Source organism: Streptomyces sp. NPDC097640 (genome assembly GCF_040302705.1).
Classification (GTDB): domain Bacteria; phylum Actinomycetota; class Actinomycetes; order Streptomycetales; family Streptomycetaceae; genus Streptomyces.
This window is the reverse complement of sequence record NZ_JBEOSB010000037.1, coordinates 94359-110416: the sequence shown is the minus strand read 5'-3', so window position 1 is coordinate 110416 and position 16058 is coordinate 94359. Positions and strand designations below refer to the sequence as shown.

The 16058-nt window shown below is 72.6% G+C and carries 14 protein-coding genes and 2 pseudogenes; 10 read left to right on the top strand and 6 right to left on the bottom strand.

Features of this window, described 5'->3' with window-relative positions; translation table 11 throughout:
* A pseudogene (locus ABTY62_RS41080) lies at positions 1 to 474 on the top strand (protein-L-isoaspartate O-methyltransferase family protein); the annotation flags it as partial.
* 118 nt (positions 475 to 592) lie between these two features.
* Here the strand turns inward: ABTY62_RS41080 and ABTY62_RS41075 are convergent.
* From ABTY62_RS41075 to ABTY62_RS41065, 3 genes are all read right to left on the bottom strand, one after another.
* Positions 593 to 826 carry a helix-turn-helix transcriptional regulator gene (locus ABTY62_RS41075; RefSeq protein WP_352134476.1) on the bottom strand — a complete coding sequence of 78 codons (234 nt, stop codon included), beginning with the start codon at positions 824 to 826 and terminating at the stop codon, positions 593 to 595.
* 311 nt (positions 827 to 1137) lie between these two features.
* On the bottom strand, positions 1138 to 2250 hold the full coding sequence (locus tag ABTY62_RS41070) for a sensor histidine kinase (RefSeq protein ID WP_352134475.1): 1113 nt from the start codon (positions 2248 to 2250) through the stop codon (positions 1138 to 1140).
* Positions 2247 to 2909, bottom strand: coding sequence for a response regulator transcription factor (locus ABTY62_RS41065; RefSeq protein WP_352134474.1), 663 nt, complete (start codon positions 2907 to 2909; stop codon positions 2247 to 2249). The genes ABTY62_RS41070 and ABTY62_RS41065 overlap by 4 nt, the downstream gene beginning before the upstream one ends.
* Positions 2910 to 3110: 201 nt before the next feature.
* Between ABTY62_RS41065 and ABTY62_RS41060 the strand changes: the two genes are divergently transcribed.
* Genes ABTY62_RS41060 through ABTY62_RS41050 form a run of 3 tightly spaced genes read left to right on the top strand, consistent with a single transcriptional unit; the run spans position 3111 to position 6327 of the window.
* Positions 3111 to 4046, top strand: coding sequence for an ABC transporter ATP-binding protein (locus ABTY62_RS41060; RefSeq protein ID WP_502997620.1), 936 nt, complete (start codon positions 3111 to 3113; stop codon positions 4044 to 4046).
* Positions 4043 to 5554, top strand: a complete 1512-nt coding sequence (locus ABTY62_RS41055) for a DUF1349 domain-containing protein (RefSeq protein ID WP_352134473.1) — start codon at positions 4043 to 4045, stop codon at positions 5552 to 5554. The genes ABTY62_RS41060 and ABTY62_RS41055 overlap by 4 nt, the downstream gene beginning before the upstream one ends.
* Positions 5551 to 6327 (top strand): ABC-2 transporter permease family protein, encoded by a 777-nt coding sequence (locus ABTY62_RS41050; RefSeq protein WP_352134472.1) that lies wholly within the window; start codon positions 5551 to 5553, stop codon positions 6325 to 6327. Before ABTY62_RS41055 ends, ABTY62_RS41050 begins: the two co-directional genes overlap by 4 nt.
* 194 nt (positions 6328 to 6521) lie before the next feature.
* On the opposite strand, the gene ABTY62_RS41045 is transcribed toward ABTY62_RS41050, so the two are convergent.
* On the bottom strand, positions 6522 to 6752 hold the full coding sequence (locus tag ABTY62_RS41045; RefSeq protein WP_352134471.1) for a hypothetical protein: 231 nt from the start codon (positions 6750 to 6752) through the stop codon (positions 6522 to 6524).
* Between the two features lie 127 nt (positions 6753 to 6879).
* On the opposite strand from ABTY62_RS41045, the gene ABTY62_RS41040 reads away from it, so the two are divergent.
* Positions 6880 to 7860: an NADPH:quinone reductase gene (locus tag ABTY62_RS41040; protein WP_352134470.1), complete on the top strand. Its 981-nt coding sequence runs from the start codon at positions 6880 to 6882 to the stop codon at positions 7858 to 7860.
* 46 nt (positions 7861 to 7906) lie between these two features.
* Here ABTY62_RS41040 and ABTY62_RS41035 read toward each other — a convergent pair whose 3' ends face one another.
* Positions 7907 to 8242: a YnfA family protein gene (locus ABTY62_RS41035; protein WP_311729717.1), complete on the bottom strand. Its 336-nt coding sequence runs from the start codon at positions 8240 to 8242 to the stop codon at positions 7907 to 7909.
* A 264-nt stretch (positions 8243 to 8506) separates the two neighbouring features.
* A pseudogene (locus tag ABTY62_RS41030) lies at positions 8507 to 8734 on the bottom strand (hypothetical protein); the annotation flags it as partial.
* A 154-nt stretch (positions 8735 to 8888) separates the two neighbouring features.
* On the opposite strand from ABTY62_RS41030, the gene ABTY62_RS41025 reads away from it, so the two are divergent.
* The 5 genes from ABTY62_RS41025 to ABTY62_RS41005 all read left to right on the top strand — a co-directional run bounded on the left by ABTY62_RS41025 (position 8889) and on the right by ABTY62_RS41005 (position 16048).
* On the top strand, positions 8889 to 10505 hold the full coding sequence (locus ABTY62_RS41025) for a N,N-dimethylformamidase beta subunit family domain-containing protein (protein ID WP_352134469.1): 1617 nt from the start codon (positions 8889 to 8891) through the stop codon (positions 10503 to 10505).
* Positions 10506 to 10597: 92 nt separating this feature from the next.
* Entirely contained in the window at positions 10598 to 12034 is a 1437-nt protein-coding gene (locus ABTY62_RS41020) for a hypothetical protein (RefSeq protein ID WP_352134468.1), read from the top strand.
* 123 nt (positions 12035 to 12157) lie between these two features.
* Positions 12158 to 14629, top strand: coding sequence for a glycosyltransferase (locus tag ABTY62_RS41015; RefSeq protein WP_352134467.1), 2472 nt, complete (start codon positions 12158 to 12160; stop codon positions 14627 to 14629).
* Between the two features lie 46 nt (positions 14630 to 14675).
* On the top strand, positions 14676 to 15047 hold the full coding sequence (locus tag ABTY62_RS41010; protein ID WP_352134466.1) for a hypothetical protein: 372 nt from the start codon (positions 14676 to 14678) through the stop codon (positions 15045 to 15047).
* Complete coding sequence (locus ABTY62_RS41005; protein ID WP_352134465.1) at positions 15044 to 16048, top strand: glycosyltransferase family 2 protein; 1005 nt, start codon at positions 15044 to 15046, stop codon at positions 16046 to 16048. Before ABTY62_RS41010 ends, ABTY62_RS41005 begins: the two co-directional genes overlap by 4 nt.
* Positions 16049 to 16058: the final 10 nt, after the last annotated feature.

Sequence of the window (16058 nt, the reverse complement as noted above, 5' to 3'; positions counted from 1 at the left end):
GGCGACCTCGACCTGCCGGGAAGGTGGGTGGACTGGGAGAACCGCATCCCGGCGCCCTCGTGGATCTCCATCGTATGGCGGGCGGAAGATGACCAGCTGCACACGGGGGCACGCGCCGTCCTGGAGCACCTCCTGAACGGGGTGCATACCGAGCTGTACGCCGGCGCCGAGGTCAACTGGCCGAGCTGGCGGACCTTCGCTGGCACCTTCGGTGGCCAGCAACTCACGATGGCAGGGCTTCGCCCGGACCTGTGGGCGATCGGCCACTCCACCGAGAGCGGAGCCGCCGTCATTCAGCAGGACGGCAGGATCATCGCCGACCGGGCCGGTTCCCCTTCCCTGGCCGTCCTGCGCGGCTGGCTCACGGACTGGGAAAAGGCTGGTCGGCCCGCTCCCGAGGACTTCGCCCCGAGCCTGGTGCGCCATGACGATAGCCGCGACCGAGCTGGCTGGACGCTGCGGCTATCCCTGTGATCACTCTTACCGGCGCCCCGTCCGCGCGTGGCCCCCGTGGCACTCATTACACGTACGCGAGCCGCTGAACTCCTGTACGACGTAACGGCTACCGCTTGGTAGTCGCTGTTGACGACAACTAACTGAATAGGGCAACAATCTCGACCCCAAGTGCGCGGGCGATCAGAGCGAGATGGTCGATGGAAGTCCCGTATTGCGCCAGCTCAATCCGGTAGATCGTGTGGCGGCTGAGCCCCGTGAGCTCTGCCAGCTGCTCTTGCGAGAGCTTCCCCTCCTCGCGGAGGACCCGGACGCGATCTCCTACCCGGCGGCGCTGCTGGAGCACCCAGTCGGGGAGGGAATCGGTCGGCACCCGACCACGCTCGGGCGCCGCTGATCATTTGTCTGCCGCAGATTTTCAGCAATACCTACCCGTCGGTAGAAACGCAGGTATCAGCAGCTCTCAGCGCACCCCGCCCGCTCACACGGGTCGCCCAACCGGCCCTCCCTCACATTGCTCCCCACAGCCGTCATTCAGCGTCATCGACCGACATCGAATCTCGCCCGTTTGTCCCGAATTCGAGGATCACCGCAGGTCACAGTATGTTCAAGGATCTGGTTCGAGTCCCGTTACTCACCCTGAATAGTCAAGGGGCTGGCCTGGGTAAACAGGTCAGCCCCTTGTCATGTCCAAAGAGCCGTGCGCTCGAACCGTACCGCGATGGACAGGCCGCCTTCGGGGCGTGCGCCGGCGGTCAGGGTGGCGTGGTGAGCCTGGGTGACGGCGTTGACGATGGCGAGGCCGAGACCGTAGCCGTCGCCGCGGCCGTGACGATCGGGCGCCAGCTTCTGGAAGGGTTGGAAGAGGCGCTGGACCTGGTCGTCGGGGATGGCCGGCCCGCTGTTGGTGATCGTCAGGGTCGCCCGCGTGCCGGAGGTCTCGGTGGTGATCTCTACGTACCCGTCCGGGTGGTTGTGGCGGATGGCGTTGTCGACGAGGTTGGCCACGAGGCTCTCGATCAGTCTCGGGTCCCCGGCCGTCACCGCGGGCGTCAGGTGTTCGGCGAGGTCGATGCCTCTCCCGGTGGCCTGGTCGCGGCGGGAGGCGAGCACTCCTTCGACGATGCGGGCGAGGTCGAGGGTGTCCCGGCGGGAGATTCCGCGCTCGCTGGTGGCGAGGACGAGCAGTGCCTTGACGAGCCGTTCCTGGTGTCCGCCGAGGGCGAGGGCTTCCTGGCAGGCCGAGCGCAGCGTGTCGGCGTCGGCGTCGGGGTCGGCGAGGGCGACTTCGAGGAGGGTGCGCAGGCCGGCGAGGGGGGTTCGCAGCTCATGGGAGGCGTTGGCGACGAAGTGGCGTTGGGCGTCGAAGGAGGCCTGAAGGCGGGCGAACAGGTCGTCGAGGGTGTGGCCGAGCTCGGTCAGCTCGTCCGTGGGCTCGCCGAGGTCGAGGCGCCGGTGGAGGTCGCCGGCGGAGATGATTTTGGCGGTGGCGGTGATGGACCGCAGCGGGTGCAGGAACCGGCCGGCGACGAACCAGCCGAGAGCCAGGGCGACGGGTATCAGAACGACCAGCGCCACGGCGGACCCCGTGAGGAGTTGGGGCAGGCTGATCCCGTTCCCGGTTCCGGTGATCGCGCCCGATGACGGCCGGCCCTTGGGCTTGGTCGACTGGGCGCCGGCGAGCGGGACGGCGACGCACACGAGCACGAAAACCCCGGCGGCGTAGAGGCCCGCCGCGTAGGCGAGCGCGAGCCGCGTCTGCAAGGACCTTCTGGCGGGCTGCTGGGGGGAGGTCATGACGATCCGATCCGGTATCCGCCTTCGCGGATGGTCTCGATCACGGGCGGCTCGCCGAGCTTGGCCCGCAGCCGGTGCATGGTGTGCTTGACGGCGCTGCTGAAGGGGTCGGCGGCCTCGTCCCAGGCGCGTTCGAGCAACTCCTCGGCGGAGATGACCAGGCCGGGTGCGGCGAGCAGGCATTCGAGGAGGGCGAACTCCTTGGGGCTCAACTCAAGGCGCCGGCCGGCCCGGAACGCGGTGCGGCGGGCCGGGTCGAGGGTGATGTCCCCGCAGGCCAGGGTGGGCGGCAGCGGCGGGGTGGCGCGGCGGGCCAGTGCGCGGACGCGGGCGACCAGTTCGGCGAACGCGAACGGCTTGGGCAGGTAGTCGTCGGCGCCGAGGCTGAGCCCGTCGACACGGTCCTCGATCGTGTCGGAGGCGGTGAGCATCAGGACGCGGGTCTCGCAGCGGCCGTGGGCGAGTTGTCGGCAGATCTCGTCCCCGTGGACGCCGGGCAGGTCGCGGTCGAGGATCACCACCTCGTAGCGGGTGGCGGCCAGGCGGTCGAGGGCGGCGGTTCCGTCCAGGACGACGTCGACGGCCATACCCTCGCGGCGCAGTCCGGTTCCGAGGGAGCGGGCGAGGACCTCGAAGTCCTCGACGACGAGGACCCTCACCCCCGCTCACCGCAGGTCATCGCGCGGGCGGGGCAGACAGGGCGGACAGGGCGGCCGGACCGGCCGCCGGGTCGAGGTGCCATGCCCCGACGATGCCAGATCCCAGGTCGCAGCCGGGTCGCGGCCACTGCGACCGGGCCGGGACCGGGTGCCGCGTACAACCGTCGGCATGAGTCCATTTCGAACCGTGAGCTCGCCGCGGTGAGCGCCCCAGGGATCGTCGTCGCCGGACTGCGCAAGCGGTACGGGGCGACCCCGGCCCTCGACGGCATGTCCTTCACCGTCCGCCCGGGGCTGGTGACCGGCTTCGTCGGGCCGAACGGGGCCGGGAAGTCCACCACCATGCGGGTCATCCTCGGCCTGGACGCGGTCGACGAGGGCACCGCGCTCATCGGGGGGAAGCCCTACCGCGGTCTTCGGCACCCGCTGAACCATGTCGGCTCGCTGCTGGACGCGGCGGCACCGCACCCCGGCCGCAGCGGGCGCAACCACCTGCTGTGGCTGGCGCATTCGCAGGGCCTGGCCGCGCGGCGGGTGGACCAGGTGATCGAGCAGGTCGGCCTGGCCCCGGCGGCCCGGCGCAAGGCCGGCGGCTACTCGCTCGGCATGCGGCAGCGGCTCGGGATCGCCGCGGCCCTGCTGGGCGACCCGCCGATCATCATGCTCGACGAGCCGTTCAACGGCATGGACCCGGACGGCATCATCTGGATGCGCGGCTTCCTGCGGTCGCTGGCCGCTCAGGGCCGCGCCGTGCTGGTCTCCAGCCACCTGATGAGCGAGATGCAGGACACGGCCGACCGTCTCGTCGTGGTCGGGCGCGGCAAGGCCATCGCCGACGCCGGCGTGGCCGAGCTGATCGCCGCCGCCTCCGGAAACCGGGTGGCCCTGCGGACCACGGCCGGGGCACACGCGATGAGGGTGCTCGAGCGTGCCGGCGCGACCGTGGCGGCCACCGGCCGCGACACCGTCGCCGTCTCCGGCCTGCCCGCGGAACGGATCGTGACGCTGCTCAACGACAGCGCGGTGCCGTTCTCCGAGGTGTCGGCACACCGCGCCACCCTTGAGGACGTCTACCTGGAACTCACCCGCGAGGCGGTCGAGTTCCACGCCGCGACGCCCACGGAGGTCTCGCGGTGACCGCCACCCTCGCTCACGTGGTGCACGCGGAGTGGACCAAGTTCCGGACTGTCCGCGGCTGGGTGATCGGCATGGTGGTGGCGGCGCTGATGCCGGTGCTGTTCGCCCTGCTCGTCGGGGTCAGCAGCGATCAGAAGGGCTCACCGCCCGTGCCGATCGGACCCGGCGGTGAGCCGGTGACCGACAGCTTCTACTTCGTGCACCAGCCGCTGACGGGAAACGGCAGCATCACCGTCTCCGTCTCCGCGCTCAGGAGCACCATCCCCGAGCGCCCCGGTGACCTGCGGCCCGGCACCGTGCCGTGGGCGAAGGCCGGGATCATCATCAAGGAGAGCACCCGCCAGGGATCGCCCTACGCGGCGATCATGGTGACCGGCAGCCACGGCGTACGGATGCAGGACAACTACGTCAACGACACGGCCGGCCTCCCCGGCCCGGTCTCCGCCGCGTCCGTCCGCCGGCTGCGGCTGGACCGCTCGGGCGAGGTGATCACCGGCTATGCCTCCGCCGACGGCACGCGCTGGACCAAGGTGGGCACCGTGCGTGTGCGCGGGCTCGGACCGACCGCGCAGGGCGGGCTGTTCGTCGCGTCCCCGCCTTCCGTGGACGGCATGGGCACGCGCGGCAGTGTGTCCACGGCCGTCTTCGGGGATCTCCGTATCCGGGGGCGCTGGGCCGGGGCCGGGGCCGGGGCCGGTGGCGACTGGACAGGCGACCAGGTGGGAGCCGAATCCCCCAGCTTCTCCGGCTACCCGCGGAACACGTCGGGTTCGTTCACGGGAGCGGGATCCGACGGCAGCTTCACCGTGACCGGCGCCGGCGACATAGCGCCCGCCGTTCGCGACACTCTGCCGACCGGCGGCACCCTCGGAGAAATCCTCACCGGCACGTTCGCCGCGCTGATCGTGGTGATCGTCGTGGGGGCGCTGTTCATCACCACGGAATACCGGAAGAACCTGATCCACGTCACCCTGGCCGCCGGCCCGGGACGGAGCCGGGTGCTGGTGGCCAAGGCGCTGGTGCTGGGGGGCGTCACCTTCGCCGCCGGGTTCGCGGGAGCGGCCGTCGCGGTTCCGCTCGGCGAGCGCCTCGCCCGGGCCAACGGCGTGTACATCTTCCCGGTGGCGTCTTCGGCCGAACTGCGGGTGGAGCTCGGGATCGCGGCGCTGCTCGCGACCGCCTCGGTCCTGGCCCTCTGCGTCGGCACCGTTTTCCGGCACAGTGCCGGCGCGGTCACCACCGTCTTCGTGGCCATCGTGCTGCCCCACCTCCTGATCGCCATCCCGTTCATGCCCGCGAGCGTGTCGAACTGGCTGGCCCGGGTGACCCCGGGCGCGGCCTTCGCCGTCCAGCAGACGCTGGTGCCGTATCACCAGGTCACGAGCAACTACACGCCGTACTACGGCTATTACCCGCTGGCGCCGTGGGCCGGGTTCGCCGTCCTGGCCGGCTACGCGGTGGCAAGCCTGGCCGCGGCCGCCCTCCTTCTCCGCAGGAGGGACGCATGAGACCGGCGCTGCACGCGGAATGGACGAAGCTACGGACCGTCGCCGGCCCTCTCTGGCTGCTGCTCGGTACCGTCGCGGCGACCGTGGCCCTGAGCGCCGGGGCGACCTCGGTGGTGAGATGCACGTCGACCGGCTGCGGCGGCGACATGACCAAGCTCAGCCTCATCGGCGTTCAGCTGGGCCAGGCGCTGGTCGTCATCCTGGCCGTCCTGGTCATCGCGGGCGAGTACGGCACGGGCATGATCCGCACCACCCTGGCGGCGATGCCGCGCCGGGCCACCGTCCTCGCGGCCAAAGCCGTCACCCTCGCCGGGGTCGTGGCCGCGGCCGGGACCATCGCGGTGCTCGGGTCGCTGGTGGCCGGGCGGCTCCTCCTGCCCGGCCATGCCTTCACGACTGCCCGCGGCCACCCGGCCCTGTCCCTGGCCGACGGGCCCACGCTGCGCGCGGCCCTCGGGTCGGTCCTCTATCTGGCCCTGATCGCCCTGCTCAGCCTCGGCGTCGCCACCGCGGTGCGGGACTCCGCGACCAGTATCGGGATCGTCCTCGGCCTGCTCTACCTGGTCCCCGTCCTCTCCCAGATGATCGGCGATCCGCGCTGGCAGCGGCTGCTCCAGCAGATCGGGCCGATGAGCGCCGGGCTCGCCATCCAGGCCACCACCGACCTCCGCAGCCTGCCCATCGGCCCCTGGGCCGGTCTCGGCGTGACCACCGGGTGGGCCGCCGCGGCGCTCCTGGCCGGCGGCCTGCTGCTGCGCGTACGCGACGCCTAGGCCCTGTCCGACGGATCTTGACGCCTGCGGCGGCCACGCGGCGGAGCCGCACATCGATACAGCTCCCCCACCCCGCCCCTTCCCGGCCCCTGCCGATATGCGGCTCCGCCACGTGGCCGCCGGACACCGGGCAACGGTGGGGGGGCCTGACCTGCGCGCGCAGGTCCGGCCCTTCGCCATGCGGGTGCGGATGGTCAGTCACCCGGGTCCGGATGTCGTACGGCCTTCTTCACCGCGGCCTCGAGCTTCCCGCGCGGCGTGTCCGTCTCCTTGGCATGCGCGGTCAGCGCCGCCTGGCTCTCGACGGCGGCCTCGTACCAGTGCTTCCACTGTGCCTCCCACTCGTCGCCGATGAGCCCGGAGAGCTTGGCCCGCTCGGCGTCCGCGTTCTGCTGGAGGGAGATGAGTCTGTCGGGGATGTCCACGCGTTGGATCATAAGTCCGACGCTTCGGGCACCTGTGCGCACCGCGCGCCGCGACCCGACACGCGCGGCGGCCGCGCCCCCTCGTAGGCTCGAAGCGCCCGCGAGCCGACACGCGACGGAGATCCCCATGCTTGCGTCCTGGTACGACGAACAAGGTCCGGCCGCCGAGGTGCTGCGCGTCGGTGAGGCGCCCGACCCCGTCCCCGGCCCCGGCGAGGTCCGGGTCCGGGTCACCGTCTCGGGGGTCAACCCCGGCGACACCAAGAAGCGGCGCGGCTGGACCGGCTCGGCGATGCCCTTTCCGCGGGTGATCCCGCACAGCGACGCCGCCGGGGTCGTCGACGCGGTCGGCGAGGGCGTCGACGCCCGCCGTGCGGGGCAGCGCGTGTGGGTGTACGGCGCCCAGTCGTACCGACCCTTCGGCACCGCCGCCCAGTACACCGTCGTGCCCGCCGATCACGCCGTCCCGCTCCCCGGCCACCTGGGCGACGACCTCGGGGCGAGCCTCGGCATCCCCGGCATCACCGCGCACCGCACCGTGTTCGCGGACGGCTCGGTCGACGGCAAAGTCGTGCTGGTCAACGGCGTCCTCGGCGGGGTCGGCTCGCCGGCCGCCCAGCTCGCCCGCTGGGCGGGGGCCACCGTCATCGGCACCGTCCGCCGCGGCGCCGATCTGGACCGCGTCGATCCGGCCGTCGTCTCCCACGCCGTCGCCCTGGACGGCGCCGACCCCGCCGCCGAGATCCGCTCGTACGCCCCCGGCGGCGTGGACCGGATCGTCGAGGTCTCCCTGTCCGACAACGCCGACCTGGACAACGCCGTCGCCGCGGGCGGCGCGGTCATCGCCGCGTACGCCACGGGCGCCGACCGCACCGAGATCCCCTTCTGGACGCTGCTGTTCAACAACGTCACCCTGCGGCTGATGGGCAGCGACGACTTCCCCGCCGAGGCCAAGCGGCAGGCCGCCCGCGATCTGACGGCCGCGGCCGCCGTCGGCGCGCTCACCGTCGATGTCGGCGACCGCTACCCGCTCGCCGACATCGCCGGGGCCCACGCCCGCGTCGACGCGGGCGGGCGCGGGCGGGTCCTGGTCGATATCCCCCGGTGACCGCCACCGCCCTCGTGCGACGGGCCGGACCGGCCGGTGAGGCGGGTCAGTGGCCGCGCGGGGCGTACATGATGACCGCCATCCCGGCGAGGCAGACCAGCGCGCCGATGATGTCGAAGCGGTCGGGCCGGTAGCCGTCGGCGACCATGCCCCAGGCGATCGACCCGGCGACGAAGATGCCTCCGTAGGCGGCCAGGATGCGCCCGAAGTCGGCGTCGGGCTGGAAGGTCGCGGCGAAGCCGTAGGCGCCCAGGGCCAGGACGCCCGCCCCGATCCAGAGCCAGCCGCGGTGCTCTCGTACGCCCTGCCAGATCAGCCAGGCGCCTCCGATCTCGAACAGGGCGGCGACGACGAACAGGGCGATGGAGCGGGCGACGAGCACGGCGAGGGGGCTTTCCGGTGAAGAGGGACGACGGACGGGCACCGGCCCCCGCGCTCGTGGAGGCGCGGCTGGGAGATCCGTACGGTGCGCATACCCGCGACGGTAGACCTTCGACCCGGCTCGAAGGTCAAGCGGTCGCCGTCAGGAGGCGGGCGGGCCGGTGTCGTGGTCGGGGTCGGTGTGCCCTCCGGCCCTCCCCCAGTGGTGTCCCCTGTGGTGCTCCCTGTGGTGTCCGCGCCCCGCCCGCCGGGGCGGCCACCACGGCGTCCAGGTGAACTTGTCGCCGCCCACCCAGCGGACGACGTCCGGGTCGTCGAGGTCGGCGTCCTCCATGCCGATCCTGCGAGCGATCTCGATCACGTCAAGGACCGAGTGCGCCTTGCCGATCACCTCCCCGGCGACCTCGACCAGGCGGAACGGAGGGGTGTCCGGCTGCACCCCGAGCACCACGATCGGCGGCAGGTGGACGCGCGGGCTCTCGCTCTCGGTCATATGTCCACGCTGCGACCGCCGCCGCCCCTTCGCACCCCGGCCGTCTCAGACGGGCGATCGCCGGTTCGGGCGCCCTCCGGTCGCCCGGCCCCCGGGCCCGGCCCAGGATGGCCGCAGGAGCACGGCGGCCGGGACGGGTGCTGGGACGGGTGCGATGGACGACCAGGCGGAACACTGCGACGTTCAGCAGCATGAGGACGTGCGGCCGCAGGACGGCGACCAGCCCGCCCTCGGGCGCCGGAGCTTCCTCGGGGCGGTCGGGGCCGCCGCCGGGGTGGCGGTGGCCGGGTGCGACTCGGCGAGCCATGGGGGACACGAGCGGGCCGCCCGCCCCTCCGAGACGATGCGGGCCGTGGACGCGGAGCGGTCCAAGCGGGGCAACGCCGACTGGCGGATCCGCTCGGTCGGCCCTCAGGAGGCCGTGGAGGGCTATGCCGACAAGGTGAGCGTGGTGCCCGGGGAGGAGTTCGGGCTGTATGTGTCGACCACCTCGCCCGGCTTCCGCGTCTCGGCGTACCGGATCGGCTGGTACGGCGGGGCGCAGGCGCGGCTGATCTGGCGCTCGGGCCGGGTGCCCGGCCGCCGGCAGAAGCCTCCCTTCCTGATCGACAAGACCCGTACGGTCCAGGCGGACTGGCAGCGCACGGTCCGGGTCGGCACCGAAGACTGGCCGGAGGGCGCGTATCTGCTGCGGCTGGACGCGGAAGGCGGCCACCAGCGCTACGTCCCGCTGATCGTCCGCTCCGAGGCGGCCGCGGGCCGGACGCTGCTGATGCACGCGGTGGCCACCTGGCAGGCGTACAACACCTGGGGCGGCTTCAGCCTCTACCAGGGCCAGGACGGGGCGTACGGGACGCGCTCGCTGGCCGTCGGCTTCGACCGGCCGTACGACGGCAACGGCGCGGTGAAGTTCCTGGTCTACGAGCGGGCGCTGGTCGTGCTCGCGGAGCGGCTCGGCATACCGCTGGCCTACACCACGGGGGTGGACGTACACCGCGATCCGAAGGTGCTGCGGGGCGCCGCGGCGGTGCTCTCGCTCGGCCACGACGAGTACTGGACGCCGCAGCAGCGCCGTTATGTCACCGGCGCCCGCGACGCCGGGACCAATGTGGCCTTTCTCGGCGCCAACACCTGCTACCGCCGGATCAGGCTGGAGCGCGGCCCGGGCGGCGCGGACCGCACGGTGGTCTGCTACAAGAGCGCGTACCACGACGACCCGTATCTCGCGAACCGCCGCGACCTGGTCACCACCGACTTCCGGCAGCAGCCGGCCCCCGACCCCGAGTCGTCCCTGACCGGCGTCTTCTACGAGGGCTACCCGACCGACGCCCCGTATGTCGTGCACAACCCCGGCCACTGGGTGTACGCCGGCACGGGGGTGCGGCACGGCGACTCCTTCGCGCATCTGGTCGGGGTGGAGTACGACCGGGTGACCCCCGGCGAGCCCACCCCGGAGCCGCTGGAGATCGTGGCCCACTCCCCCCTGGTGTGCAACGGCCGGCACAGCCACGCGGACTCCGCCTACTACACCGTCCCGAGCAAGGCGGGGGTGTTCGCCACCGGGACGATGCGGTGGGTCGAGGGCCTGATGGCGGGGACCCGCGAGGCCGGGCGCAACCACGGCATGGACGCGCGGACCGGCGCGTTCGTCCGGCGCACCACCGAGAACCTGCTGCGTGCCTTCGCGGCGGGCCCCTGTGCGAAGCACCGGCCGAAGCCCGAGGACAACGTGGCCGAGGTGTATCCGGGCGCGTCGCGCGTGCGCGCGTGAGGCACGGCCGCTGTCCCTCGTTGTCCCCGAAAGCCCTCGGCCCGCTCCCCAACCCCCGTATGGTGCCCGGGACATGACAACGGGAGGCTCCCATGCGGAGAACGGACAAGGCCCGGCACGGCGCGCTGCGCCGCCGGGCGCCATGGATCAGCACGGCGGTGGCCGCGGTGCTCGGGGCCGGCGCGCTGCTGTTCACCAACGCCACGTCCCAGGCCGCCGTGGCCGACAACCCCGGCGCGCTGAAACCGTTAACCACCTCGGCGGAGTTATCGAAGCTCGCGCTCACCGAGCGCACGGTGGCCGACTCCACGATCGCCGAACTCGACCGGCTGCTGCCCAACGTGGGCGTGGACACCGTGCTGGGGAGCGCCAACCACACCATGCCCACCCCCACCTCCAGCCCGGCCTGCCGCGCCTCGGAGCAGGCCGCGCTGCCGGTGAAGCCGAAGGCCACCGCGGCGTACTGCTTCACCACCGGTGACGCGCTGACGCAGAGCTGGCTGCCGCAGTCGGTCACCTCCTCCGGGGACGCGGACGACGACGGCGCCTGGGGGGAGAACAAGGTCATCCTCTCCGGCTGGACGCACAACGACCACCTCTACGACGAGTACCCGGGCGCGGAACCGGCGGCCGACCGGGGCCTGGCCCGGGTCGCCTTCATCGACGCGAACACGCCCGGCGCCTTCAAGTACCGCTGGGTGCTGCTGACCGTGCCCACCGAGGGCGGCGCCAACTTCGCCAAGCTGGGCTCGCACCTGGGCGGCATGGTCTGGTACGGCGACAAGCTCATCGTCACCGCGTCCAACGGCGACGCCAGCCAGAACGCCCTGTACGTGTTCTCGATGAAGCACATCCTCCAGGCGACGGTGAACTCCACCGCCATCGGCAAGGTGAGCGGCGGCTACTCGGCCCACGGCTACCAGTACCTGATGCCCGCCATCGGCTCGTACGGCCTGAGCGGGAAGTGCTCCTCGGCCAACGACGACGGCGTCCCCTGCTTCGGGTCCATCTCGCTGGACCGCTCCGCCACCCCCGACCGCCTGGTGGCGAACGAGTGGTTCTCCTCGGGCGGCACCCAGCCCGCGCGGCTGTTCCGGTACGACCTCGCCGCGCCGGGCGGCGCCATGCCGCTGGCCGTGGACGGCACCGGGAAGGCCAAGGCCGCCGACGCGTACGAGACCAAGGCCGTGGGTGTGCAGGGCGTGCTGTCCTACCAGGACGACGCGGGCGGCAAGCGCTGGTACGTGCCCAGCGCCCGGGGCGGCCCCGGCCAGCACGGCATCCTGTGGCGCCAGGACACCGCCAAGGCGTCCGCGACGAGCTGTTCTGGCACCGACCTGGCCGGCGCCTGCTGGGCCAAGCACTCCGAGTCCATGTCGCTGTGGTGGAGCACCAGGACCGTGTGGTCGGTCACCGAGTGGGCCGCCGACTCCAAGGGAAACTGGCAGGACCCGACATCCAGCGGGTGGCAGGACCGGGTGGTCCCCGAACGGGTGCTGTTCTCGGTGCCGTTGTCCTCGCTCGACTGACCGCGGCCGACGGCCACCAGCAGGGGCTTTGCCGCCCGGTCCGGCGCGCGCGCCGGACCGGGCGGGTGAATTTCCGCCGCCGCCCTCCGCCTGGCCGGCACACCGCCGGGACATACTGCGCGAATGTCCAAGAAGCCAGGAATTCCACATCTTATCCACCAGACCTGGAAGAACACCGACGTACCGCCCGAGTGGCGGGAGTGGTCCGAGTCCTGGCGGCGGCACCACCCCGACTGGGAGTACCGGCTGTGGACGGACGCGGACAACCGCGCGTTCCTCGAAGAACACTACGCGTGGTTTCTCCCCGTCTACGACGGCTATCGCGAGCCGATCAAACGGGCCGACGCGATCCGCTACTTCCTCCTCGACCACTTCGGCGGGCTGTACGTCGACATGGACTTCGAGTGCCTGCGCCCGATGACCGAGCTCCTCTCCGGGCAGGAGCTGGTGCTCGGCCTGGAGCCGGAGGCCCATGTCCACCTGCCGTTGAGCCGCCGCGGCGGTATGCGGCGCATCGTCTGCAACGCGTTCATGGCATCGCGGCCCGGCCATCCGTTCTGGCCGCATGTGCACCGGCAGCTGGTGGGCGCCCACACCCGGCCCGGCACGCTGGACGCGACGGGCCCGTTCTTCCTCACGCGAGCCGTCGACAGCGCCCCCGAGGGCTGCTCCCCCGCCATCCTGGCGGCCGACACCCTGTATCCCAGGCTGAGCCCGGCCGCCGCGGAGCTGTTCGGGCAGCGCGAGACCGACCGGGACCCGGCGCATGCGGTGCACCACTGGGCGGGCAGCTGGATCCGGGAGACCCCCGGCCCTCCGGGGGCCTCGACGGGGCGTCAGGTCAGGTTCTGGACGAGCCAGGAGCTACAGCCCTGCGCCCAGGGCGTGGTCGACCTCGACGCACAGCGCAGGCGGTGGGCCTCGGGGTCACCCGCGCCGACGGTGTCCTGTCTGATGGTGACCAAGGGCCGGCTGCCGCTGGCCGAGCGGGCGATCCGGTGCTTCCTCGCCCAGACCTACACCCGCGCGGAGCTGGTCGTGGTGGACGACGGCGCGGACGGCGCCCTCGAGGACCGCGTACGCGAACTCGCCGACCCGAGGATCCGTCTGCACCGGCTGCCCCCCGAGCGGCGGACGCTGGGCGAGCTGCGCAACATCGCGGTGGACCTGGCCGCCGGGCCGTATGTGTGCCAGTGGGACGACGACGACCTGTACGACCCGGAGCGGCTCGAGGTGCAGCTCGCGGCGGTCCTCGCACTGGACGCCACGGCGTGTTTCCTGGCCCGGGAGCGGCTGTGGTGGCCCGCGCGCCGCAAGCTGGCCATCTCCGGGGTGCGGGTGTGGGAGGGCTCCATGCTCTGCGCGAAGGACGCGCTCCCCCGCTATCCGGAACAGCGGCGCGGCGAGGACTCACCAGTCGCGGAGGCCGTGGTACGCGGCGGGCGGACGGTGTCCCTGGACGCGCCCGAGCTGTACACCTATGTGTTCCACGGGGCCAACACCTTCGACGAGCCGCACTTCGCGAGCCTCTTCGACGCCGCGACCCAGGTGTGGCCGTCCGGCGACGCCTACGCGGACCAGGTCCACGCGATGGCGGCGCGGCTGCCCGTCGCACCGGCGGACGTCCTGGAAGCGGAGGCCCGCGCGGAGGCCCCGGCGGAGGCCCCCGCCGACAACACTGCCGGCCCGTCGGCCCGGGTCCCGCACACCCGGCGGCCCGCCCCCGTGGGCGTACGCCCGGACGCGGACGGGCGTCCCCCGCTCCTCGTCCTCACCCCCGTCAAGGACGCCACCGCCTTCCTGCCCCGCTACCTCGACCGGCTGCGCGCCCTCGCCTACCCCCGCGACGCGGTCTCCCTCGGCCTGCTGGAGGGCGACAGCCGCGACGGGACCTGGCAGGCCCTCCAGGGCGTCCTGCCCGCGCTGGAGGCGGAGTTCCGGCGGGTCACCCTCGTACGGCCCCACTTCGGCCTCCGGACGGCCGGGCCGCGCTGGGCGCGGACCGTCCAGCGGCGGCGGCGGTCGGTGCTGGCCATGGCCCGCAACCACCTCCTGTCGCGCGCGCTGGGCGACGAGGAGTGGGTGCTGTGGCTCGACGTGGATGTGGCCGACTACCCGCCCGACCTCGTCCAGCGGCTGCTCGCCGTGCGCGGGGAGATCGTCGTCCCGCACTGCGTCACCGAGCCCGCCGGCCCCAGCTTCGACCTCAACACCTTCGTACTGCACCCGAACGCGGCCGACCTGGACTGGGACCGATGGGTCCGGGACGGGGTCCTTCAGCCGCCCAAGGGGTTCGGCCGGAGCTATCTCGACGAGCTGCGCGCGCACCAGACGGTCCGCGTCGACGCGGTCGGCGGTACGGCCCTGCTGGTCCACGCGGATCTGCACCGCGACGGCCTGGTGTTCCCGGCCGTTCCCCACCGGCGGCTCATCGAGACCGAGGGGCTGGCCGCGCTGGCCCGGGACATGGGCGTCGAGTGCTGGGCGCTGCCGGGGGTGGAGGTGGTGCACCCCCGCCACCTGGGCGATGGCGCGCTGGGCCGGACAGGTGAAGCCGCCGCCGGACACGAAGCCCATGACGCCGGGCGTCGTTAGCGGGCTGTCCGCAGGCCTCTGCGGAGAGGGAGATCAGGAGAATCACATGAATATCGGCAAGACGGCAGCCCTGGTGACGGCGGCGGCCGGCGCGGTGGTCTTCGGCGGGTCCGGCGCGCTCGCCTGGGACAACCCCACCCAACAGGTCAACGACTGCGACTCCTCGAGCGGGGTGAGCATCTCGGGGCCGTCGGCCCAGTCCAGCTGCCTCAACTTCGCGGAGATCTTCGGCGACCCGCACGGCGTGGTGCAGCAGAACGACTGCGACACCAGCGTCGGCGCCGCGGCCAACGTGACCGTCCTCGCCCCTGTCGGCGGCGGCGAGATGGGCTCGGAGTGCGCCAACATCGCGGTCTCCGCCAAGCCGTCGAAGTCCAAGATGGACCACCGCGGCGCGTTCGGCGCCGGGCCCCGATGACCTCGGCACCGACCGGCCCGGAACGCGGCCCCCGGGAGGCCGGCACCCTCCCGGGGGCCGCGGCCGCGCCGCCCGGAGAACGCGGCGGGCCTCCCGTGGTCTCGGTGGTCATCCCCTGCCACGACTACGCCCGCTATCTGCCGCAGGCCGTGGCGAGCGTGCTGGCGCAGACCTACGCGGACTGGGAGCTGGTCGTGGTCGACGACGGCAGCCGCGACGACACCGCGGCGGTGGCCCGGTCGCTGATCGCCGACCACCCCGGGCGGCGCATCCGGCTGCTGGAGCAGGCCAACGCCGGGGTCTCGGCCGCCCGCAACGCGGGCATCGCGGCCACCACCGGCCGCTATGTCCTGCCGCTGGACGCCGACGACGTGCTCGCCCCCACCATGCTGGAGCACACGGTGGCGGTGCTGGAGCGGCGCCCGGACATCGCCATCGTCTCCACCGATGTGTCCGTCTTCACCGACGACGGCCTGCCCGCGCAGGTGCTGGCGCTCCCGGCCTACGACCGGGACCTGCTGCTCCGGCGGCTGATCATGTTCTACTGCTCGCTCTACCGCCGCGAGGTGTGGCAGACCGTGGGCGGCTATGCCGAGGACATGCGCGCCGGGGAGGACTGGGACTTCTGGATCGCGTGCGCCGAACACGGCTTCACGGCCCATCACATCCACGAAGCGCTGTTCGGGGCGCGCAACAAGGACGACGGGCTGCATGTGGAGGCGGCCGAGAACGACCTGGCGGTCCGGGCCAGGATCGTGGCGGGCCACCCCGGGATGTTCAAGCCGGTCACCCGGGCCTGGGCGCAGGCCGTGCTCGCCGAGGACGAGCGGGAGTGCCCGGCCGACGAGCGGATGCCCGACGACATCCTCACCCGGGCGGCCGACATGGACCAGTTCCTGCGGGTCGTCCTGCGGCTCCAGCGCACCGCGCGGCTCCAGCACCGCCACATCCGGCGGCTGGAGGCGGCCCTGGCCGAGCGCGAGATCCCGGTGCCCGTCTGAACGCCGCGTG